This window comes from Streptomyces sp. Ag109_G2-15 (assembly GCF_900215565.1).
Taxonomy (GTDB): domain Bacteria; phylum Actinomycetota; class Actinomycetes; order Streptomycetales; family Streptomycetaceae; genus Streptomyces; species Streptomyces diastatochromogenes.
The window spans coordinates 1,192,077-1,214,247 of the sequence record NZ_OCNI01000001.1 but is presented as its reverse complement, the minus strand read 5'-3'; the positions used below and the strand labels follow the sequence as shown (position 1 = coordinate 1,214,247).

General features: G+C 71.6%; 18 protein-coding genes and 2 pseudogenes. 5 read left to right on the top strand and 15 right to left on the bottom strand.

The annotated features are described in order from the left end of the window. Positions 1–211: 211 nt before the first annotated feature. Positions 212–2,251, bottom strand: coding sequence for a M4 family metallopeptidase (locus tag CRP49_RS05080; RefSeq protein ID WP_097252332.1), 2,040 nt, complete (start codon positions 2,249–2,251; stop codon positions 212–214). Positions 2,252–2,587: 336 nt separating this feature from the next. Between CRP49_RS05080 and CRP49_RS05075 the strand changes: the two genes are divergently transcribed. Next, on the top strand, positions 2,588–3,199 hold the full coding sequence (locus CRP49_RS05075) for a TetR/AcrR family transcriptional regulator (RefSeq protein ID WP_097252331.1): 612 nt from the start codon (positions 2,588–2,590) through the stop codon (positions 3,197–3,199). Between the two features lie 38 nt (positions 3,200–3,237). On the opposite strand, the gene CRP49_RS05070 is transcribed toward CRP49_RS05075, so the two are convergent. From CRP49_RS05070 to CRP49_RS05055, 4 genes and pseudogenes are all read right to left on the bottom strand, one after another. Further along, complete coding sequence (locus tag CRP49_RS05070; RefSeq protein ID WP_097252330.1) at positions 3,238–3,639, bottom strand: tautomerase family protein; 402 nt, start codon at positions 3,637–3,639, stop codon at positions 3,238–3,240. A gap of 19 nt (positions 3,640–3,658) precedes the next feature. Next, the gene (locus tag CRP49_RS05065) at positions 3,659–4,420 is read right to left on the bottom strand and encodes an SDR family oxidoreductase (protein ID WP_097252329.1); all 762 of its coding nucleotides are present in this window, start codon (positions 4,418–4,420) and stop codon (positions 3,659–3,661) included. A 53-nt stretch (positions 4,421–4,473) separates the two neighbouring features. Continuing rightward, on the bottom strand, positions 4,474–6,084 hold the full coding sequence (gene mdlC / locus CRP49_RS05060) for a benzoylformate decarboxylase (protein ID WP_097252328.1): 1,611 nt from the start codon (positions 6,082–6,084) through the stop codon (positions 4,474–4,476). Positions 6,085–6,246: 162 nt separating this feature from the next. Further along, positions 6,247–6,741 (bottom strand): annotated as a pseudogene (locus CRP49_RS05055) (alpha-hydroxy-acid oxidizing protein); the annotation flags it as partial. 101 nt (positions 6,742–6,842) lie between these two features. Between CRP49_RS05055 and CRP49_RS46730 the strand changes: the two are divergent. Then, a complete protein-coding gene (locus tag CRP49_RS46730) occupies positions 6,843–7,007 on the top strand; it encodes a hypothetical protein (protein WP_179851505.1) in 165 nt (54 codons plus the stop codon). 42 nt (positions 7,008–7,049) lie between these two features. Here the strand turns inward: CRP49_RS46730 and CRP49_RS05050 are convergent, their stop codons facing one another. Together CRP49_RS05050 and CRP49_RS05045 are read right to left on the bottom strand one after the other, a co-directional pair. Then, positions 7,050–8,222, bottom strand: a complete 1,173-nt coding sequence (locus CRP49_RS05050; RefSeq protein ID WP_097257198.1) for a YbfB/YjiJ family MFS transporter — start codon at positions 8,220–8,222, stop codon at positions 7,050–7,052. Positions 8,223–8,375: 153 nt separating this feature from the next. Then, a complete protein-coding gene (locus CRP49_RS05045; protein WP_097252327.1) occupies positions 8,376–8,666 on the bottom strand; it encodes a muconolactone Delta-isomerase family protein in 291 nt (96 codons plus the stop codon). 150 nt (positions 8,667–8,816) lie between these two features. Here CRP49_RS05045 and CRP49_RS05040 point away from each other — a divergent pair, with 150 nt between their 5' ends. From CRP49_RS05040 to CRP49_RS05030, 3 genes are all read left to right on the top strand, one after another. Beyond that, positions 8,817–9,740, top strand: a complete 924-nt coding sequence (locus tag CRP49_RS05040) for a LysR family transcriptional regulator (RefSeq protein ID WP_097252326.1) — start codon at positions 8,817–8,819, stop codon at positions 9,738–9,740. Positions 9,741–9,959: 219 nt separating this feature from the next. Then, entirely contained in the window at positions 9,960–10,667 is a 708-nt protein-coding gene (locus tag CRP49_RS05035; protein WP_097252325.1) for an SDR family NAD(P)-dependent oxidoreductase, read from the top strand. Between the two features lie 9 nt (positions 10,668–10,676). Beyond that, positions 10,677–11,051, top strand: coding sequence for an SgcJ/EcaC family oxidoreductase (locus tag CRP49_RS05030; RefSeq protein WP_097252324.1), 375 nt, complete (start codon positions 10,677–10,679; stop codon positions 11,049–11,051). A 35-nt stretch (positions 11,052–11,086) separates the two neighbouring features. Here the strand turns inward: CRP49_RS05030 and CRP49_RS05025 are convergent, their stop codons facing one another. From CRP49_RS05025 to CRP49_RS04995, 8 genes and pseudogenes are all read right to left on the bottom strand, one after another. Beyond that, complete coding sequence (locus tag CRP49_RS05025) at positions 11,087–12,844, bottom strand: ABC transporter ATP-binding protein (RefSeq protein WP_097252323.1); 1,758 nt, start codon at positions 12,842–12,844, stop codon at positions 11,087–11,089. Then, positions 12,841–14,559, bottom strand: a complete 1,719-nt coding sequence (locus CRP49_RS05020) for an ABC transporter ATP-binding protein (RefSeq protein WP_097252322.1) — start codon at positions 14,557–14,559, stop codon at positions 12,841–12,843. Before CRP49_RS05020 ends, CRP49_RS05025 begins: the two co-directional genes overlap by 4 nt. Before the next feature lie 24 nt (positions 14,560–14,583). Then, the gene (locus CRP49_RS05015; RefSeq protein WP_097252321.1) at positions 14,584–16,443 is read right to left on the bottom strand and encodes an ABC transporter ATP-binding protein; all 1,860 of its coding nucleotides are present in this window, start codon (positions 16,441–16,443) and stop codon (positions 14,584–14,586) included. Next, positions 16,440–18,257, bottom strand: coding sequence for an ABC transporter ATP-binding protein (locus tag CRP49_RS05010; RefSeq protein ID WP_097257197.1), 1,818 nt, complete (start codon positions 18,255–18,257; stop codon positions 16,440–16,442). Before CRP49_RS05010 ends, CRP49_RS05015 begins: the two co-directional genes overlap by 4 nt. Before the next feature lie 120 nt (positions 18,258–18,377). Then, positions 18,378–19,787 (bottom strand): sulfatase, encoded by a 1,410-nt coding sequence (locus CRP49_RS05005; protein ID WP_097252320.1) that lies wholly within the window; start codon positions 19,785–19,787, stop codon positions 18,378–18,380. Between the two features lie 84 nt (positions 19,788–19,871). Beyond that, positions 19,872–19,967, bottom strand: a complete 96-nt coding sequence (locus tag CRP49_RS49065; protein WP_373560327.1) for a putative leader peptide — start codon at positions 19,965–19,967, stop codon at positions 19,872–19,874. Between the two features lie 67 nt (positions 19,968–20,034). Then, positions 20,035–21,282, bottom strand: coding sequence for a glycosyltransferase family 39 protein (locus CRP49_RS05000; protein WP_097252319.1), 1,248 nt, complete (start codon positions 21,280–21,282; stop codon positions 20,035–20,037). 23 nt (positions 21,283–21,305) lie between these two features. Then, positions 21,306–22,031, bottom strand: a pseudogene (locus CRP49_RS04995) (dolichyl-phosphate beta-glucosyltransferase); the annotation flags it as partial. Positions 22,032–22,171 lie beyond the last annotated feature (140 nt).

The window sequence follows — 22,171 nt, the reverse complement described above, 5'->3', positions numbered from 1 at the left end:
TACTGGCCGGAGTGTGTGGCGTTGTGAAGTTGCTGTGCTGCTGCGGCGGGTGGAGAGAGAGTGACATCAGGGACGCGTACATGTCAGGACCTGAAAGTGATGTTGGCCGAAAATCGACTGTCCGGTTAACGTTTCAGGAATGTGAACGGGCGCCGCCCGAGGGGCTCGAACCCCCGGACGGCGCCCTGTTCCCGCGCTGGTGGGGTGTGGTTTACGGGAACGTCAGCTTCCAGCTGTTGATCGTTCCGACGTCCTGCGCGGCCTGGTCCTGGACCTTCAACTTCCAGGTGCCATTGGCCGATTCGGAGGAGGCGTTGACCGTGTAGGTCTCGCTGACGTTGTCCGCCGAGTCGGAGGAGGAGAAGTTCTTCAGGCGGTACGAGGTGCCCGAGGGGCCGACCAGGTCGATCACCAGGTCACCGCGCCAGGTGTGCGTGATGTCCACGCTCACCGAGAGGTTGCTCGGCGCGTTTCCGCTCCTGCCGGAGACGGTGATGTTCGAGGTGACCGCGGGCCCGTTGTCCGGGATCGACACCGGCGAGGTGTTCTCGTACGAGGTGCCGCCGCCCCCGCCGCCACCGGAGCGCGCACCGACCGCCACGCCCGCCCAGGCGTCCTGCACCGCCTTGTACTCGGCGCTGGTGGTGCCGTACAGCTCGCCGGCCGCCGCGAGGGTGCCGGTGCGGGCGCCCGCGTAGTTGGTGGTGGACGTCCACTTGGTGGTGAGCGCCCGGTACCAGATCTGCAGTGCCTTGTCCCGGCCGATGCCGGTGACCGGAAGGCCGTCCGCCGTCGGCGAGTTGTAGGTGACGCCGTTGATGACCTTGGTGCCGCTGCCCTCGCTCAGCAGGTAGAAGAAGTGGTTCGCGGGGCCCGACGAGTAGTGCACGTCGATGGACCCGATCCCCGAGTACCAGCTGTCCTTGGACGCGCCGTCCTTGCTCGGCTTGTCCATGTAGCGCAGCGGGGTGCCGTCGCCGTTGATGTCGATCTTCTCGCCGATGAGGTAGTCGCCGACGTCGGACGAGTTGTTGGCGTAGAACTCCACGCCGGTGCCCATGATGTCGGAAGTGGCCTCGTTCAGACCGCCGGACTCACCGCTGTAGTTGAGGCCCGCGGTGTTGGAGGTGACACCGTGGCTCATCTCGTGGCCGGCGACGTCGAGGGAGGTCAGCGGGTCGGCGTTGCCGGAGCCGTCGCCGTAGGTCATGCAGAAGCAGCTGTCGTCCCAGAAGGCGTTCACGTACGCGTTGCCGTAGTGGACGCGGGAGTAGGCGCCGACGCCGTTGTTCTTGATGCCGCTGCGCCCGAAGACGTTCTTGTAGAAGTCCCAGGTGACCGCGGCGCCGTAGTGGGCGTCCGCGCCCGCGGTGGCGGCGTTGGACGTGGTGCTGTTGCCCCAGGTGTCGTTGGTCTGGGAGAACAGGGTGCCGGTGCCCGAGGTGCCGCGGTTCAGGTTGTACGTCTTGTGGTTGCCACGCGCCCCGTCGTTCAGCGTGTAGTTCGAGCCGGACTGGGTGGTCGTCAGTGTCACCTGGCCGCTGTACTGGGTGTTGCCGATGCCCGTCTTGATGCCCTGGTACTCGAAGAGCTTCTTGCCGGTGGCGGCGTCGGTGACGACGTGCAGCTGGTTCGGGGTGCCGTCGTCCTGGAGCCCGCCGACGACGGTCTCGTACGCGAGAACCGGCTTGCCGCTGCCCGCCCAGATCACCCTGCGCACGCTGTCCGCGGCCGACTTGCTGCCACCGAGGGCCTTGGCCCGCTGGACGGCCTGCTTCTCGACCGAGGCCTTCGACACGGCCGGGGTGAGGTCGGCGACCTTCAGTGAGGCGTTGGTGGCCTTGATGACGGACTTCGTCGCGCCGGACCTGGCGGTGTCCACGATGAGGTCGCCGCCGAGCACCGGCAGACCCGCGTACGTCCGCTCGTAGCGGGTGTGCACGGTCCCGTCGGCGTCCTTGACGACGTCGTGGACGACCAGCTTCTCCTTGGCCCCGAGGCCTATGGACCGCGCCGTGGCGGCCTTCTGGGCATCCGCGTGCCGGATCAGCTCGGCGCGCTGCGAGGGCGTGAGCTTGACGGCCACATGGGCGGAGTTGACCTTGCCGGCCTGCGGCTTCGCCGGGGCGGCGGACGCGGCACCCGACTGGACGGCCGCGGCGATCAGGGCGGCGACACCCGCGAGGGCGACGGTGGCGGTGCGGCGGTGCGAGATGTGGGAGGTGCGTCTGCGAGAGGTGCTACTCAACACTGACTCCTTCTGCGTGACCGCGGGTCGCGCGGCCAGGGGAGACCGGACGGTGGGTTGGGACGTCCGGGCAGAACAGGGCGTTACGCGGAACCACGTGCAGGTGCAGAGCCGGGCCCACGCGAGCATGCGGAGCTGTGGGGTTGCTGTGGGTCGGCCGTGGGAAGAGTGGCAGGGGATCACGGTGTCTGTCAGGACCGCGTCAGAAACTTGGCTGGAAATGGTCCGTTGACCGGTTGTTCATGTTCGATATGCGGATTGTTGGCCGGGTTGGTCGGGCTGTCGGCCGTCCGACGATCGGTCCAGCTCGGAATAGTCGACCGGTCGTAAAATGGCCCCATGGGACGTACCAGTGATGCCCGGGAGAAGATCCTCGGCGCCGCGTGGTCTCTGATCGAGGCGCGTGGTTACTCCGCCCTGGGCGTGGCCGAGATCTGCAAGGCGGCCGGCGTGCCCAAGGGGAGCTTCTACTACTTCTTCGAGTCCAAGGAAGCGCTCGCGCTGGCCGTCATCGACGAGCACTGGGCCGGCCAGAAACGCACCTGGAGCGCCGCTCTGGACGGCGACGCGGAACCGCTGCACCGACTGCGCCGGCTGTTCGAGGAGACCGAGGCCGCCCAGCGGGCCGGCCAGCAGAGCTGCGGCACCGTCTCGGGCTGCCTGTTCGGGAACCTCGCCCTGGAGATGAGCAACCAGACCGAGGCGATCCGCGCCCGGCTGCAGGAGATCTTCGACGCCCAGGTCGAGATGGTCGACTCGGTCATCGCCGAGGCGCTTGAGCGGCGGGAGGCCGACGTGGCCGACCCGAGGGAGGCGGCGCGGGCCGTGGTCGCCCAGCTCGAGGGTCAGGTGCTGTTCGCCAAGCTGTACAACAGCCCGCATCGGCTGGGCGCCCTGTGGGCCAACTGCCTTGCGCTGCTGGGCGCGCGGGAGGCTGTGGCGGGGGTGTGAGGCCCGCCCGCCGCTCCACGCCGTTCAGACGGTTGCGTTCATGCCTCGGTCCGGCGCAACCACTCCTTCTCCTCACCCGGCTCGGGCAGCACATGACCGCCTTCGACAGCGGACCGGGCGGGACTGTCCTGGAGCACCACCATGATCCGGCTCTCGTCCACGCCGGAGATCCGTGCGGTCGCCGAAGAAAGTTCCTGGGCCAGTCTTGTCGCCTCCTCCTGCGGATGGCCGCGCCGTACCCAGCCGGTCAGGATCAGCGGTGTCGCCGGTCGACCGCCCGCGAAGACACTGTCCGCGGGCAGGTCGGAGAAGAGCACGTTGACGTAGGCCGGCGGCACATGGTTGATGTCCGCGTGAATCCGGGTGATCTCGGCTGCCAGTCGGGCCTTCAAGTCGCTTGTCAGAGACCCCTGGGCGGCCGTGCAGGTGTAAACGGGCATTTTGACTCCTCGGGAACCGCTAGAAGCCTTTGCGTACGCCGCCGTCGATCGACACCATCACACCCGTGAGGTACGACGCGGCCGGCGACAGCAGGAAGGCGGCGCTGCGGCCGAACTCGTCGGGGGTTCCGTAGCGGCGGAGCGGGACGCCGGCGGTCGCGCGCTCGCGGGCCGCGGCGGGATCGCCGGCCCGCGCGTCGAGTTCGCGTACTCGGTCGGTTTCGATGTGGGCGGGCACGAGGCCGACGACGCGGATGCCCCTCGGGCCCAGCTCGTTCGCGAGGTTCTTCGCGTAACCGGCCAGGCCCGGCCTCAGGGCATTGGAGATCGCGAGGCCGGGAATCGGTTCGTACACGGAGCTGGAGAGGACGAAGCCGATGACGCCTCCCTCGCCCAGCTCCGCCGCGACGGCGCGGGAGAGCCGCACCGCGCCGAGGAAGACCGACTCGAAGGCGGCGCGCCACTGGTCGTCGTCGACGGTGTCCGACGTGCCTGCCGGGGGTCCGCCGACGCTGATGAGCACCCCGTCCAGCCGTTTGAAGGCATCGCGGGCCGCGGCGATCAGCCGGTCCGGAGCGTCCGTGTCGGCGTTGTCGGCCACGACGCCGACCGCCTGCCCCGGGCCGCCGAGTTCCGCCTGTGCGGCGGCCACCGACTTCTCACTGCGGCCGCTGACGACCACCCTCGCCCCGTCGGCCACCAGCTCGCGCGCGGCGGCCATGCCCAGCCCCCGGGTGCCACCGGTGACTATGTACACCCGGTCCTTCAGTCCGAAATCCATGATCGCTGCCCTCTCTCCGCTGGTCTCTTTCCCGATCGTGTGAGCTACGCGGCCTACAACATCGCCTTCTGAGGTTGCGTGGCGACGACGATGACCGTGGTGGTGCCGGCGGACAGGGCCGTCTTGAACTCCCGCTCCAGGTCGTCGGTGGTCTCCACGTCGACCCCGCGGCATCCGAAGCCGCGGGCCACGGCGGCGATGTCGAGCCCCGGCAGGTCGAGCCCCGGCACGCCCGGCGTCTCCTCCAGCACCGCGAACGACTTGAGGATGGAGTACTCCTGGTTGCGCATCACCACGTAGACGATCGGGAGGTCGTGCTGGGCCGCCGTGTAGATGGCCTGCACGGAGTACTGGAAGGAGCCGTCGCCGATCAGGCCGATCACCGGCCGTTCGACGCCCCGGTCCCGGTCGCCGAGCGCCACGCCCACCGCGGCCGGGGTGCCCCAGCCGATGCCGCCGCTGGCCGTCGCGAAGAACGATCCGGTCCGGGTGGTGGGGAGCCACTCGATCTGCTGCGCCATCGTGGAGGTCGATTCGTTGACGATGACCGCGTCCGACGGCCGGACCCTGTTCAGGGCGGCATACACCTCCGGCGGAGTGAGCGGGGTGTTCGGCGCCTGCGGCAGCTCACGCGGGCGCGCCATCGGTTCCGGAGCGGTCCGTGCCGATCCCTCCGTGACCATGTCCAGGAGCAGCTCGATCGCCGTCCTGGGATCGCCCAGGAGGCTGTCGCCCACCCGCGCCGCGGCGGCCACCCCCGGATTGCCGGTGATCTGCAGCAGTTGGGTGCCTTCGGGGAGGTAGTCGCCGGGCACGTAGGGGTAGTAGCGGAACACCTCCGCGCCGATCACGACGACCAGGTCGTGCCCGGTCAGCCGGTCGCTGATGGTCTTCACCGACATGCCGAGCGGGCCGCGGAAGAGCGGGTGGTCCTCGGGGAAGGAGGCGCGGTCCAGCAGCGGGGCGCCGTAGACGGCCGCGCGCAGCTTCTCCGCCAGTGCGACGGCCGCGTCCCAGCCGCCGCTGCGGTCGACTTCCGGCCCGAAGACCAGCGCGGGACGGCGGCTCGCGGAGATGCGTTCGGCGAATCCGCGCAGTCGCTCGGCGTCGGGGGCCACGCGGTCGCTCACCGTGCGCACCCGGCTGAAACCGGACAGGGGCCGCTTCCAGTCGTCCATGGGAATCGACAGGTAGACAGGTCCTGTCGGCGGCTGCAACGCCTCCGCGTAGGCCCGCATGAAGGCCTCGGGGACGTCTTCGGCGCGGGCCGGTTCGTAGGACCATTTCACCCACGGCTTCGGAAGTGTGGTGGCCTCGCGGTTGCCGAGGTACGGCTCACCGATCACCAGTTCCCGGTGCTGCTGGCCGGAGGTGATGATCAGTGGCGTGCTTCCGTGGTAGGCCGCCACCAGGTTGCCCACCGCGTTTCCCATTCCGGCCGAGGAGTGCACGTTGACCAGCGCGGGGCGGCCGGTCACCTGGGCGAAGGTGTCGGCCATCGCGATGACGGACGCCTCCTGCAGCGCCAGGACATAGGTGAAGTCCTCGGGGAAATCCTGAAGGAAGGGCTGTTCGGTGGAGCCGGGATTTCCGAAGACCGTGGTGAGGTTCAGGGTGCGCAGCAGGTCGTAGGTCACGCTGCGGACGGTGGATTGCTCGGTCATGGTTGCCATCGACTTTCTTGCTGGGGCTGGGTTTCGGGCGTCGTGGGGGATGCCGTAGCCGGCGCGCCAGTCTGATCCTGCTCGACTAATAGGCTTATGTCCTGAAATGTGATCTGTTCGGGGACGGGCCTGCAGCATCCGGCCCCGGCCGGTCGACGGGTGTCAGCCGAGGCGGCGGAGGGTGTCGGGGGTGAGGTCGGCGAGAGAGGGGTAGCCGTCGACCGCCATGATCAAGTCGGCCTCGGCGAGCAGGGCCCGCAGGACGTGGACGACGCCGGCCTCGCCGCCGTGGGCGAGACCGTAGGTGTAGGGGCGGCCGACGCCGACGGCGGTGGCGCCCAGGGCGACCGCCTTGACGATGTCGGCTCCCGTGCGCACACCCGAGTCGAACAGGACCGGCATGCCGTCGGCCGCGTCGACCACGCCGGGCAGGGCGTCCAGGGCGGGCAGGCCACCGTTGGCCTGGCGTCCGCCGTGGTTGGAGCAGTAGATGCCGTCCACGCCGCCGTCCTTGGCGCGGCGGACGTCATCGGGGTGGCAGATGCCCTTGAGGAGCAGCGGCAGGTCGGTGGTCGAGCGCAGCCACGGCAGGTCGTCCCAGGTGAGGGGGTTGCCGAAGATCCGCGCCCACTCGGTGACCGCTGCCTTCGGGTCGTCTCGGTCCCGCCCTCATCCGCCTGCCCGAGACCCGCAACTGCGCCGCCGTCAGCGGCCCCCACAACCTCATCCTCCAGGCCGGCCTGCACTCCGTCAGCGACGTGCTGCGCCTGGAAACCCAACTCGCCACCGCCCGCCCGAGCCTCGACATCGTCGACCGCGTCATCGCCCTGCGCCAGGACAAACTGCTCGGGCACCTCCTGGACCCCCATGGCCGCTCCGTCGGCGTCGTCCCGCCCGACCTCTGGGCGGAGCCAGCGACTTGACGAGCCGTCAGCCCGTTCCGAGCCTGCCTCGGCTCCGCTCCCTCAGGCGTCGCCCCGGTCGGGGTCCGCCGTGGCCTCCGCAGGTGCGGGCCGTCGTACCGGAGTGCCCTGCCGCACCACCACCCCGTGGTGCGGGAACCCGATGCGCAGTACGGCGGCAGCCGTGGCGGCGGTCAGGACCACGAGGGCGGCCAGGAGCAGGGCCTGGTGGTAGCCGTGGCGGAGCAGGGGCGTGACGGCCAGGGGGCCGAGGATCTGGCCGACGGAGTAGCCGGCGGTCAGCAGCGCGACCGAGCGCGGGAAGCGCAGGCGGGCTCCCGCGGCGAGGGCGAGTGTGCTGACGCCGATGAAGGTGGCGCCGAACAGGAGCGCGGAGACGAGGGCGGCCGCCACCCCGCCGATCAGGGCCGGCAGAGCGATGCCGGCCGCCTGGATGACGAGCGCGACGAGCAGCAGCCCGGGCCGGGACCAGCGGCGTCCGAGCCGGGCCCACAGCGCGCAGGACGGTACGGCCGCCAGACCCACCAGCACCCAGGCGCCGCTGCCGATCCAGCCCGGTGAGCTCTGCCCGATCGCGGCGACGAGGAAGGTCCCGGCGACGATGTAGCCGATGCCTTCCAGGGTGTAGGAGGCGAACAGGACGCCGAACCAGCGGCGGGTGCGGAGGGCAGGAGTGCCGGCCGCCGACCCGGCCGGTGCCGCGGTGACCGCGGGAGCCGGCTCGGGGCGCAGTCGCCACGCGGCGATGGCGAGGATCGCGGTGAGGGCGGCCGAGGCCCACCAGGCGGCCCGCCAGTCGGCGACGGAACGCAGGGCGAGGACGAGCAGGCCGGACAGGGCGATGCCGCCGCCCACCCCGCCGAAGGCCCAGCCGGACAGATGGGCGGGGTGCTCGCGCAGATGGCTGTGGAGGGAGCTGACGGCGATCACGAAGATCACGGCGCTGGCGACGCCGGCCAGCAGCCGCAGCACGATCCACACCGCCGTGCTGTGGGTGGCGGGCATCGCGGCCAGGCTGACGGTCAGCGCGATCAGCGAGGCGCGCAGGAGGGCGGGGGAGCGGACCAGCGCGGGCACGAGGATCCCGGCGAGCGCGCCGACGAGGTAGCCGACGTAGTTGGCGGTCGCCAGATGGGCGCCCGCACCCGCGGACAGTCCCGCGCGGGCGTGCATCAGGGGGAGGATCGGGGTGTAGACGAACCGGCCGACCCCCATGCCCGCGGCCAGCGCGGCGGCGGCTTGGGCGACATGGGGCCAGGGGGAGCGGAGCTGAGCGCTTTCTCGGGCTGTCTCGGCCGAGGAGGGCATGAGGAAGTCCTGGCGGCGATGGGGTGGAGGGAGAGCGGGGTGCGGGCGGCGGCTGTGCCGTCAGTGGCTGCCCGGGTCGTTGGGGTGGGATTCGAGCGGGGTGACGGTCACGGTCATCCACGCGCGCAGGGGCAGGGTGCCGAGCACCTTCTCGTGGAGTTCCGCCTCGTCCGCGGCCCGCCAGACGCCGATGCTGCGCAGCTCGCCGACCGGGCGCCACAGCCGCGCCAGGTTGCCGGTGGCGGCCAGTTCCCGCGCGCGGACCGCCTCGGCGGCCCGCCGCCTGTCGACCTCGTCCTGGCTGGTGCCGTCGGGGACGGTGGTCGTGATCTCGACCAGGAACTCTCGCATGGTCCTGCTCCGCTTCGGTGGGGCGTACGGCCGGGCCCGCCGCGGTCACTTCTCGCCGGGCCTCCATGTCCTCATCGTCCGCCCGCCCCGGCGGGCACGCCACGACAGGCTTCCTCGCTCCTGGGAGGCGCCGCCTCTCACCGACGTAGCATGACCGGCGTGGAGCTGCGCCAACTTCGCTACTTCGTCGCGGTGGCCGAGGAACTCAACTTCGGCCGGGCCGCCAAACGGCTCCTGATCGCCGGGCCGTCCCTGTCCCAGCAGATCAAGGCGCTCGAACGCGACCTGGGGGTGCGCCTGTTCGACCGCGACCGCCGTTCGGTGGCCCTCACCCCGGCCGGCTCGGCGCTGCTCCCGCACACCCGCGCCCTGCTGGAACAGGCCGACGACCTGCAGCGACGCGCGCGTGGGCTGGCGGGTTCGGAACCGGTCCGGCTCGGCTACGTCAACTGGCTGCCCGCGGACCTGATCGCCCGTACCTCCGCCGTGGCCCAGGTTCACATCGACGCATGGGTCGCTCCCTCGCACGCCCAGGCCGCCCGGGTCGCCGACGGCGGCCTGGACCTCGCGGTGTGCTGGGTGCGCACCGAGGACCTGGAGCGGCGCGACCTGTGCGCCCGGCTCATCGGCGCCGACCGGCTCTATGCCGTCGCCACCGGCAAGGACACGAGCGAGGTGACCGCCGGGGAGACCGCCGTGCTCCTGGACGACGACGCCACCTCCTGGTCGTCCTGGAACGCCTACGCCGAGCAACTGGCCCGGGACACCGGGGCCCGCGCGCTGCGCATCTCCGACGGCGGCATCACCGGCCCCGCCTTCTTCGACCACGTCCGCCGCAGCGGCCGCCCCGTCATCAACTCGCCCAAGGGCCAGACGACTCCGCTCCCTCCCGACCTCGTCCAACGCCCTGTCGTCGCACCGCGGATCCACTGGACCTGGTCCCTGGTGTGGCGCCGCGACGAAGTCCGCACGGCGGTCCTCGCCGTCGTCGAGGCCCTGTGCGAGGGCGTCGGCGACCTGGGCATCCACGGCCCGGACAGCTGGCTGCCCGACGGGGACCCGTACCAGCGCTGATCGCTCCGCGGGTAGTGCCGCGATGTGCCGTCAGCCGACTGACGTGCACTGGGAGCCCGCGCCTCTCAGTTGCTAGGAAGCGGGTCCCGGCCCGGGCCTTCCCGACCTTTGACGCCCTTCGGCGAGTCGGCCTACGGTCAAATAGTCGACCGGTCGGCTAGTAACTGGACGTCAGGTCGCGGAATCCCTCGGTCCCACCCCACTCTGGAGAACATCCTCATGAGCACGCAGAAGGTCGCAGTCATCACCGGCGCCTCCCAGGGCATCGGCGCCGGACTCGTCGACGCCTACCGCAAGCTCGGCTACGCCGTCGTCGCCACCTCGCGCGGCATCGCGTCCTCCGGCGACCCGGAGGTCCTGACCGTCCAGGGCGACATCACCGACCCCGCCACGGCCGAACGCGTCATCGCCGCCGGCGTGGAGCGGTTCGGCCGGATCGACACCCTGGTCAACAACGCGGGAATCTTCGTCGCCAAGCCCTTCACCGACTACACCCAGGACGACTACGCCGCCGTGACCGGGGTGAACCTCGCCGGCTTCTTCCGCGTCACCCAGCTGGCCGTCGAGCGGATGCTCACCCAGGGCGGCGGTCACATCGTCAACGTCACCACCAGCCTGGTCGACCACGCGGACTCCCGTGTCCCCTCGGTACTGGCCTCGCTGACCAAGGGCGGACTGCAGTCCGCCACCAAGTCACTGGCCATCGAGTACGCCACCCGAGGCATCCGCGCCAACGCGGTCTCCCTGGGCACCATCAAGACGCCGATGCACCCGGAGGAGACCCATGAGGTGCTCGCCGGCCTGCAGCCGGTCGGCCGGATGGGCGAGCAGAGCGACATCGTGGACGCGGTGATCTACCTGGAGAACGCCCCGTTCGTCACGGGCGAGATCCTCCACGTCGACGGCGGCGTCAGCGCCGGCCGCTGAAGGAGAACCATGACACACACCAAGACGGACACCGAAGCGATCCTGCACAGCGTCCTCGACCGGTGGAAGGCGGGCGTCGACCACCACGAGCCGCGGCGGGTCGCCGCCCTCTTCACCGAGGACGCGATCTTCCAGGGGCTGCACCCCTACAGCGTCGGACGGCAGGGCGTCGCCGACTACTACGCGTCCCAGCCGCTGGGCCTGTCGGCCGAGTACCGCGTCCAGGAGAGCCGGCGCCTTGCCGACGACCTCGTGCTCGGCTACCTGAAGGTCGACTTCTCCTTCACCGACCGTCCCACGCTGACCGTCAACCTCGGCGTCCTGCTGAAGCGTTCGGACGACGACTGGCGCATCGACCACTACCAGGTCTCCCGCCTCGACTAGCGCCCGATCCGCCGGCCTGGTCCAGAAGACACCCCCTAGGGCGCGTCCCCGTGCCAGGTTCGCCACAGGGCCGCGTAGGCCCCGTTCGCGGCCACCAGTTCCTCGTGGGTGCCCAGCTCTGTCAGGAGGCCGTCCTCCATCACCGCCACCCGGTCCGCGTCGTGGGCCGTGTGGAGGCGGTGGGCGATGGCGATGACCGTGCGGGACTCCAGGACCGCGGCCAGGGCGCGTTCGGTGTGGCGGGCCGTGGTGGGGTCCAGGAGGGCGGTGGCCTCGTCGAGGATGAGGGTGTGGGGGTCGGCCAGCACGACCCGGGCCAGGGCGAGTTGCTGGGCCTGGGAGCCGTCGGTGGGGTGGCCGTTCGGACCCAGCGGGGTGTCGAGGGCGGAGGGGAGGGCACGGACCCAGTCGTCGGCGCCCACCGCCGTCAGTGCCGCCCACAGGTCGGCGTCGGTGGCCGTGGGTTCGGCGATCAGGAGGTTGTCGCGGACCGTGCCGAGGAACACGTGGTGTTCCTGGGTGACCAGGACGACCTGACGGCGCAGGCGTTCCGGTTCCAGGGACGCGATCGGTACGCCGCCGACCGTCACCGTGCCCGCCCTGGGGGTGTCGATGCCGGCAAGGAGCCTGCTGAGGGTGGTCTTGCCGGCGCCCGACGGGCCCACCACGGCGAGGCGTTCGCCGGGGCGTACCGTCAGGTCCACCCCGCGCAGCACCTCACCGCCGCGCTCGTACGCGTACCGCACCCCGCGCACGTCGATCCGGTCGTCCGCCGGCTCCGGAGAGCCGTCCTCCGCCTCGGCCCGGGGCGCCTGTGCCAGGCCCTCCACCCGCGCGAACGAGGCACCGCTGCTCTGCAGTTGCTCCACCCGCATCAGGATCTGGTCCAGCGGTTCGGTGAACTGCCGCAGATACAGCGCCGCGGCCACCACCGCCCCGACGCCCACCGCACCCCGCTCGTGCAGCCATCCGCCGAGCAGCAGCACCCCCACCACCGGGACGCTGTACGTCACCTCGACCGCGGGGAAGAACACCGTGCGCAGGTGGAGGGTGTAGAAGCGGGTCCGGCGGGACTTCTCCAGCGTGTCCCGGCTCGCCGTGATCCGCCGCCGCCGGAGCCGGAACGCCTCGACCGTCCGCGCCCCGGCCGCGGTCGCCGCCACGATCTCGGCGACCTCCGAGGTGGCCGCGCCCTCGGCGAGGTAACCGTCCCGCGCCCGGCGCAGGTACCAGCGCAGCGCCAGCCAGATCGGGGTCAGACCCAGCACGCCGAACAGCCCCAGCACCGGGTCGAGCGCGAACACCGCACCGAGCACGAACAGCGCCTGCACGGTGCACACCAGCAGCTCCGGTCCGACGTCCCGCAGCGTGGTGCCGACGGTCGCCACGTCGGCCGTACCGCGCGCGGTCAGGTCGCCGGTGCCGGCCCGCTCCACCGTCGACGCGGGCAGCGCCAGCACCCGGTCGACGTACTCCTCGCGCACCCGGGCCAGCGTCCGCTCCCCGAACCGGTGCCCCACGTATCGCGCCCAGCGCGCCAGCAGCAGCTGGGCCAGCGAGCAGACCAGGATCCACAGCGCCAGCCGGTCCACCGCCCCGACCCCGTGTCCCGCCCGCACCTCGTCGATGATCCGCCCGACCAGCCACGGCCCGGCGAGCCCCGCCCCGGCCGACAGCGCGTTGAGCACCAACGCGGCGGCGAACGCCCGCCGATCGGCCAGCACCAGCCGCCCGGTCGCCCGCCGCACCCCGGCCCGGTCGGCGACCGGCAGCAGTCCCGTGTCCGTGGTCACCGTACGGCCTCCTCGGCAGTGTCATCGGCGTCTCGTGCCACCAGCGCCCGGTACCCGGGCTCCTCCGCGAGCAGCCGTCGATGCGGGCCGCTCGCCGTCACCTTGCCGTCGGTCAGGAACAGCACCGTGTCGGCGCGGTCCAGCACCAGCGGTGAGGTGCTCACCACCACCGTCGTACGGCCCTCCCGGGCCTCCCGCAGCCGCTCGGCGACCGTGGCCTCCGTGTGGGCGTCCAGTGCCGAGGTCGGCTCGACGGCGAGCAGTACCTCGGGGTCCGCCAGCAGCGCCCGCACCAGCCGGATGCGCTGCCGTTGCCCGCCGGAGAGGCTGCGCCCCTGCCCGGTCACCGGCGAGTCCAGCCCGTCCGGCAGACCTCGTACGACGTCCTCGGCGGCGGCCGCGTACACCGCCCGGCGCAGCGCGGCCTCCTCGGCCGGGTGTTCGGCGGCCACGACCTCCCTCAGCGGTCCGGCGAACAGGTCCGCCTCGTTGTCCGCGACCAGGATCCGGGCCCGCACGTCGGCCAGCGGGACGGCGTCGAGCCGTAGCCCGCCCCAGGTGGCCTCGGTGGGGCCGTACCGGCCCAGGCGGTCGATCACGGCGGCGGCCTCCGCGGGGCGGGCGGCGGCCAGCGCGACCAGCCGGCCCGGCGCCACCCGGACCCCGGACGCCGGATCGCACAGCTCGGCCGGCCCGTCCGGTGCGGCCAGGGTGCCCGTGTCCGGCTCCGGCTCAAGGCGCAGCAGCCGTACGACCCGGCGCGCGGCGACCACGCCCCGGTTCAGGTCGTAGGCCATCTGCACGAAGAACGCCACCGGTCCGATCAGCACCGCCACATAGCCGTAGACCGCCACCAACTCGCCCACGCTGATGGACCTCTCGGCCGCCAGCCGGGCCGCGAGCCAGGTCACCACGGCCAGGAACAGCGTGGGCAGACCGACCCCGAGCGCCTGCACCCAGCTGGCCACCGCGCCCACCCGGTAGCCCTGCGCGCGCAGCCGCTGCGAGTCCTTCCGGAAGGCGTCCGAGAACAGCCCCTTGCCACCCAGGCCGTTGAGGACGCGCAGCCCGCCCGCGAGGTCTCCGATGCGCGCCGCCAGCACGCCCTGCCGCTCCCGGTACTCGCTCTCCGCGCCCTGCAGCCGCAGCGTCAGCGGTCCGGTGAGCAGTGCGATCACCGGCACCCCGAGCAGCACCACGGCGGCGAGCGGCGCCGAGATGGCCAGCAGCAGCCCGGCCACGACGATGTACACCACGATCGAGCCCACCCCGGGCCCGACCACCGTCAGCGCCTGCGCGAGGGTCGCCACGTCGCCGACCCCGATGGTGACGACCTCCCCGGCCCCGGCCCGGCGCGGCAGCACCGCCCCCAGTCGGGTCGCGTGTCCGACGACCAGCTTGACCGTACGGAAGTTGGCGTCCATCCGCACCCGGGTCATCGTGCGGTGCCGCATGATGCTCAGCCAGGCGTTCAGCGCCCCGACCCCGAACATCACGGCGGTCCACCAGCCGAGCACGTCCAACCGCCCCGGCACCAGCCCGTCGTCCACGGCCCGCGCCATCATGTACGGCTGCGCCGCCAGCAGCACCATCCACGTACTGCCCAGCAACGCCCCGGCCAGCGACCGCACCGGCTGACGCAGCACCAGCCACCACAGGTAGTGCCAGCCGCCACGGGTGTCCGGCTTGCCGGGGTCCTCGTACGCGTCGATCATCCTGCCCCCGTCCTTCGGCTGTCGCTACGCCAGACTGTCCCGCCACGCCCGGTGCAGGTCCGCGAACCTGCCCGTGCCCGCGATCAGTTCGTCCGGGCCGCCGTCCTCGACGATCCGGCCGTGTTCCATGACCAGGACCCGGTCGGCGATCTCCACGGTGGAGAGGCGGTGTGCGATCACCACTGCGGTGCGGCCGCGCAGCACCGTCGACATCGCTCGCTGGACGGCTCGTTCGCCCGGGATGTCCAGGGAGCTGGTCGCCTCGTCCAGGATCAGGACCGCCGGGTCGGCGAGCAACGCCCGGGCGAAGGCGACCAGTTGGCGTTGGCCGGCCGAGATGCGGCCGCCGCGTTTGCGTACGTCGGTGTCGTAGCCGTCGGGCAGTGCGCTGATGAACTCGTGCGCGCCGATCGCCTTCGCCGCCTGCTCGATCTCCTCGCGGGTGGCGTCGGGCCGGCCGATCGCGATGTTGTCCGCGACCGTGCCGGAGAACAGGAAGGCCTCCTGCGTCACCATGACCACCCCGCGGCGCAGTTCGGGCATGGCCAGTTCGCGCAGGTCGACGCCGTCCAGCTGGACCCGGCCGTCGGAGGGGTCGTAGAAGCGGGCGAGCAGCTTGGCCAGGGTCGACTTGCCCGCGCCCGTGGAGCCGACGACGGCGACGGTCTGCCCGGCGGGGAGGGTCAGGTCGAAGCGGGGCAGTACCTCGCCGCCGGTGCGGTAGGCGAAGCGGACCCCGTCGAAGACGACCTCGCGGCCGGGGAACTCGGACTTCAGCGGCGGGAGTTCACGGGGCGCCGACGGCTCCGGCACGGACGGCGTCTGCGCCAGCAGCCCGGCGATCTTCTCCAGGGAGGCGGCCGCCGACTGGTAGGAGTTCAGGAACATGCCGAGCCGGTCGATCGGGTCGTACAACCGCCGCAGGTACAGCACCGCCGCCGCCAGCACACCCAGCGCCAGCGAGCCGGACGCCACCCGGTAGGCGCCCCACAGCACGATCGCCGCGACCGCCGTGTTGGCCACCAGCCGGGAGCCGACCACGTACCGGGCCATCTCCAGCAGCGCGTCCCCGTTGGTCCGCTCGTGCCGCTTGTTGAGTACGGCGAACTCGGCGTCGTTCGCGGCCTCCCGGCGGAAGGCGCGCACCGGGCGGATGCCGTTCATCGTCTCCACGAACTTCACGATCACCACCGCGATCGCCGTGGACCGGATCCGGTACACCCGTCCCGCGCGCCGCTGGTAGAGCCGTACGAGCAGGTACAGCGGCACGAAGGAGGCCACCGCGACCGCGCCGAGGCCGAGATCCAGCCACAGCAGCATCGCCGAGATGTAGACGAAGGAGAGGATGACGGTCACCAGCTCCTGGAGCCCCTCGTTGAGGAGTTCGCGCAGTGACTCGACGTCCGTCGTGGAGCGGGAGATCAGCCAGCCCGAGGTGTACCGCTCGTGGAAGTCGACGCTCAGCGCCTGCGCGTGCCGGAAGATCCGGCCGCGCAGGTCCAGCAGCACGTCCTGGCTCACCCGGGCGGAGGCCTCGATGAACGCGAACTGCAGCCCGCCGGAGAGCAGCGCGCACAGCAGATAGGCGACGGCGACCGCGATCAGCGGACCGTGGTCGTGGTCCCGCAACGCCGGTACGGCGGTGTCGAGGGCGTACGCCACCAGCAGCGGGCCCGCCTGCACCGCCGCCTGCTGGAGCAGCAGGAGGACGGTGGTGAGGGCGACCCGGGCCCGCAGGGGCGCGAGCAGCGAGCGCAGGAGGGAGGCCGTGGCGCCCGGCGGGGTGGGCAGGACGTCCTGGTCGAAGGGGTCGCCGCCGGTGTCCTGGGGGCGGGGCAGTTCGTCGTCGTCCGTGGTGGGGGCGGCGGTCGTGGTGGTGGTCATCGGTGGTCCCCTCGATCCCCTTCTTCACCTTGTTCGACTTGTTCGCCTTCTTCGCCGGACATCAGGTGCGCGTACTCGGCGTTGGTGCGCAGCAGTTCCTGGTGGGTGCCGACGGCGGCGATCCGGCCGCCCGACAGCAGGGCGACCCGGTCGGCGAGCAGCACCGTGGACGGGCGGTGGGCCACGATCAGCGCGGTGGTGTCCGCGAGGACGTGCCGCAGCGCGGCCTCCACGGCGGCCTCCGTGTGCACGTCCAGGGCGGACAGCGGGTCGTCCAGCACGAGGAAGTCCGGCCGGCCGACGACCGCGCGGGCCAGCGCGAGGCGTTGGCGCTGGCCACCGGACAGGCTCAGGCCCTGTTCGCCGACCTGGGTGGCGGTGCCCTGCGGGAGCGCGTGCGCGAACTCGGCCTGCGCCACGGCGAGGGCGCGGTCGAGGTCCGACTCTCCGGCGTCGTCCGCGGCTCCCATGAGCACGTTCTCGCCCACGCTCGCCGAGAACAGGGTGGGTTCCTCGAAGGCGACGGCGACCTTGGCGCGCAGCTCCTCGCGGGGCATCGCGGTGATGTCGACGCCGTCCAGGGTGATGTGGCCGGAGGTCAGCTCGTGGAGGCGGGGGATGAGCGCGGTGAGGGTCGTCTTTCCGCTGCCGGTGGCTCCCACGAGGGCCATGGACTCGCCGGGGCGCACGTGGAGGTCGATACGGTCGAGGAGGGGCGCGGAGTCGGGCGGGGCGTCGGGGTAGCGGAACCGGACGTTCTCGAAGCGCAGTCCACGTACCTTTTCGGTGCTGGTCCGCTGCTCCGCGACCACGCCGGTGCTTTCCGGCTCCTCGTCCATCACCTCGAAGTACCGCTCGGTCGCCGTCGCCGCCTCCTGACTCATCGCCAGCAGGAAGCCGATCGAGTCCACCGGCCACCGAAGAGCAAGTGCCGTACTCAGAAAGGCGACCAGCGTGCCCGCGGACAGCTCACCGTCGGCCACCCGCAGAGCGCCCAGCACCAGCGCCGCCCCGATCGCCACCTCGGGAAGCGTCACGATGACGCCCCAGATGGTCGCGAGCAGCCGCGCCTTGCGCAGCTCCGTGCCGCGCAGGGTGCCCGACAGCTCCCGGAACGCGCGCGCCTGGCTGCGGTGCCGGCCGAAGCCCTTGATGATGCGGATGCCGAGCACGCTCTCCTCGACCACCGTGGTCAGGTCCCCGACCTGGTCCTGGGCGCGCCGCGCCACCTCGGCGTAGCGCCGCTCGAAGACCACGCAGGTCCACATCACCGGGACGGCCGGCCCGAGGATGACCAGCCCGAGCACCCAGTCCTGCATCAGCATGATCACCACGCCGACAAGGATCGTCACCCCGTTGACCAGCAGGAAGGTCAGCGGGAAGGCGAGGAACATGCGCAGCAGCATCAGGTCGGTGGTGCCCCGGGAGAGCAACTGGCCGGACGCCCAGCGGTCGTGGAAGGACACGGGCAGCCGCTGCAGATGCCGGTACAGACCCGCCCGCATCTCCGCCTCGACGTGCGACAGCGGCCGGGCCACCAGCAAGCGCCGTATGCCGAACAGGACGGCCTCGGCGATGCCGAGCAGGAACAGGTACAGCGCGCCGAGCCACACCCCGGCCGGGTCCCGGTCGGCGACCGGCCCGTCGACCATCCACTTCAGGACGAGCGGGATCACCAGTCCGGTACAGGAGGCGACGATCGCGACGAACGCGGCCGTGAACAGCCGGGCCCGCACGGGGCGGACGTACGGCCACAGCCGCAGAAGGGTGCGTACGGCGGAGCGGTCCTCGGTGGTTGCACGTGTCGTGGGCATCATCGCGAGCCTACGGATCCGCACTGACATCGCCCACCGAGTTTTGGCCGGACCCGCGTCCGTCGCTGGTCCTACGACCTGGGCGTTCGAGGAGTCGTACAGACCGATCCGTGCGGTGCCCTACGGGGCCGGATACGGAAGCAGCCCCGCTGCGATCTCCTCCCACGTCCCCTTCAGTTCGGTGAGCAACTCCGGCCTGTCCGGCGCCAGATCCGCCTGTTCGCGCAGGTCCTCGGCCAGGTTGTACAGGTGGTCCTTGCCGGCCGAGTCCTGGTAGTACTTCCAGTCGCCGCGCCGCAGCGCGCGATTGGCCCGCACGCGCCAGAAGAGGTCCCGCTCCGGCAGCTTCTCGCCGTGCAGCAGATAGCCCGCGAGGCTGGTGCCGTCCAGCGGGTAGGCCGGGTCGGGGCGGGCGCCGCCCAGCTCCAGCAGGGTCGCCGTCCAGTCGGGGGAGAAGTTCGGCTCGTGGCTGACCTGGTGGCCGTCGATGCGGGACGGCCAGCGCAGGATGGTCGGGACCCGGATGCCGCCCTCCTGGAGGACGAACTTCTCGCCGCTGAGCGGCCACAGGTACGACCAGCGCTCGCCGCCGTTGTCGCTGGCGAACAGCACCAGGGTGTTGTCCTCCTGGCCCGAGCGGCGCAGGGCGGCGAGCACCTCGCCGACGGCCGCGTCGAGGCTCTCCACCATCGCCGTGTACTTGGCGACCGAGCCGCCGTCGTAGTGGTTGAGGGCGTTGCTGACCTCCGCCTGGGTCTTGGCGGCACGGATCTTCGCCGCGATCTCGGCGCCGGTCTCCTCGTCGCCCTCAGCCAGCCACGGCCAGTGCGGGGTGGTGAAGTTGAGGTTCAGCAGCCAGGGTTCGTCGTGCTCACGGGTCACGTACTCCACGGCCCGCTCGGTGAGTACGGTCGTGTAGTAACGCAGGTCCTTGTACTCCGCGTCGCCCTCGTACAGGTCGTAGGCGCCCAGTTGGCCCAGCTTGGAGAAGTACTCCAGCACGCCCCCGTGGTTGCCGAAGAACTCGTCCCAGCCGGACTTGGTGGGGCTGTAGTCGGGCAGCCAGCCGCAGTGCCACTTGCCGATGAGGGCGGTGGCGTAGCCCGCCTGCTTCAGGAGGGAGGCGAGTGTGGGGTGGTTCGGGTCCAGGCCCTGCGTCCGGTTCGCGATGGGCTCGGCCAGGCCGCCCTTCGTACGGCCCGGATAGCGGCCGGTGTAGAGGCTGAACCGGGTGGGGGAGCAGGTCGCCGAGCCCGAGTAGGCATCGGTGAAGCGCACGCCCTGGCGGGCCAGCCGGTCCAGGTTCGGGGTCCTGATGTGCGGGGCGCCGTAGGAGGACAGGTCGGCCCAGCCGAGGTCGTCACCGAGGATGACCAGGAAGTTGGGGCGGCTCTTGTGGGACGCGGTCGTACGGGCTCGGAACGGGCGCTCGGCAGGAGCCGCCTCTGCGGTGGTCGCTGTGCCGGCTACGGCGGTGACCGCGCCGCCGCCGATGAGCCCGCCGAACGTACGGCGTGAAATGTCGGACATGCGGGATCCTCAAGACAGCCGTACCCCGGGGCGGGGCACGGCAGGGCGAAGGAAAGGGAGAGGAAGGGTGAGTGAGGCTCCGGCTCAGCGACAGATGGCGCTTGCCTGCCGGCACAGATCGACGTGACGCCGCGCCACGAGCGCGACGCACGCGCACCGGTGTTCCGCGGAAGGCCTCATGATCACAGGACCGTGCCAGCGGTTGGACGCGGCGTCAAGAAGCTGTCCGGCAGGTGGGATCGGGGATCTACGGCACCCCGAGTTCGAACAACGCGTACCCCGCGTACGAGCCGGAGGCCAGGGCCGCCAGGCCGAGCACCGCGCACTGGACGCGCAGGCTGACGCGGCGCATGGCGACGGCCAGGGGGATGAACAGGGGGAAGCAGGGGAGCAGATAGCGGGAGACGTTGGCGAAGATCTGCTGGCTGCCGAGGACCAGGGCGAGGGTGAGGACCGTGTGGATCACCAGGACCGCCGGGGGGCGCAGCCGCAGGAGGAGGGGGAGGAGGGCGAAGGCCAGCAGGACGACCCCGACGCCGATCACGTCCGCGAACGGCCAGGCGAACAGGTACGTGAAGTGGCCCACCGGTACGGACGTCAGCACGTCGAAGGTCTGCTTGCCGTAGTCGAAGCTGTGCGCCCACGCGCCCGACTGGAGCTTGAAGTAGCCGCCGTAGTCGCCCATCCGGTGGCCCACCCAGCCGAGGTAGCCGAGCAGGCCGAGCGGGGCCAGGGCCATGGCGAGCAGGGGGCGCAGGACGCCGTCGCGGCGGTCGCGCAGGGCGAAGAGCGCGGCGACGGCGAGCGCGGCGATCAGGGCAGCGGCCGTGGGGCGGTTGAGGCCGGCCGCGAAGGTGAGGACGCCGGCGGTGAGCCACCGGCGGGTCATGACCGCGTAGCAGGCCCAGGCGGCGAAGGCGACGTAGAGGGAGTCGGAGTAGACGGCCCACTCCACACCGGAGCCGGGCCAGACCGCCCAGAGGCCGGCCGCCGCGAGACCGGCCCGTCGGCCGCCGAACCAGTCGGCGACGGCGTAGATCCCGAGGGCGGCCACGAACGAGGCGAGGATCGAGACCAGGAGGCCGGCGCCGTACGGACCCAGGCCGGTGACCGCCGAGGTCAGCCGCATCAGCGCCGGGTAGAGCGGGAAGAACGCCGCCGAGTTGCCCTCCAGCGTGATCAGGCCGGTGGCGCCGGGGACATGGACGAGCTTCGGGTCGTAGCCGTGCACGGCGATCTGCTGGTACCACCAGCCGTCCCAGGTGGCCAGGACGTCCCAGGCGTGCGCTCCGCCGCCGAAGCGGGGGTGCTTGGTGCGGAAGTCACCGGCCGAGTCCAGCAGGTACATGAAGGAGCAGAAGCCGAGCAGCTTCAGGGCGCCGTAGAAGGCGAGGACCGGGCCGTGGTGACGGGCGGTGGCGCGCAGGCGCTCTCGGAGGGGGAGCGACTGTTCAGGAGCCGGGGTGGGTGTGTGGTGCAGGGGCGTCGTGGTCATACGGCGCTCGATCCCGTACGACGGCCGTGGGCCCGTGCGCGGCGCATCCGGGCGATCCCGCGCAGGTCGGCCAGCGCGGTGGCGAGGATGTCGACCCGGCTGTCGGGGTCGTCCACCCAGTCCACCGGCACCTCGTGGATCCTGAGCCCCGCCCGCTCGGCGAGCACCAGCAGCTCGGTGTCGAAGAACCACTCCCCGTCCCGCACCAGCGGCAGCAGCCGCTCGGCGACATCGCGCCGTACCGCCTTGAACCCGCACTGCGCGTCGGAGAAGCCGACGGAGAGCGTGCAGCGCAGCAGGGCGTTGTAGCAGCGGGAGATGACCTCGCGCTTCGGGCCGCGCACCACCCGGGCGCCGGGCGCGAGGCGGGTGCCGATGGCCAGGTCGGAGTGGCCCGAGATGAGCGGCGCGACCAGCGGCAGCAGCGCCGCGAGCCCGGTGGACAGGTCCACGTCGGTGTACGCCAGCACGGGCGCCCGCGAGCCCGACCAGGCCGCGCGCAGAGCGCGCCCCCGCCCCTTCTCGGGCAGCCGTATGCACTCCACCTCGGCCAGCTCGTCCGCGAGCCCGGTCGCGATGCGCGGGGTGCGGTCGGTGCTGGCGTTGTCGGCGACGGTGATCCGGAACGGGTAGGGGAACGTGTCCCGCAGGTGCGCGTGCAGCCGCCGGACGTTCGGCTCCAGGTCCTGCTCCTCGTTGAACACCGGCACGGCCAGGTCCAGTACGGGCTCGTCGTGATGGGCCGGCAGCGGGGCGCGCCGGGGCAGGGGAGTCCTCGCCGGTGTCGCCCGACGCGGGCGGAGTTTTATCACGTAAGTCCCTTGTGTTCTCGGATGCGAGGCGCGCCGAAGGAAGGCGCGGCGGTGAAGTGACGCAGGAGGGCGGCGCG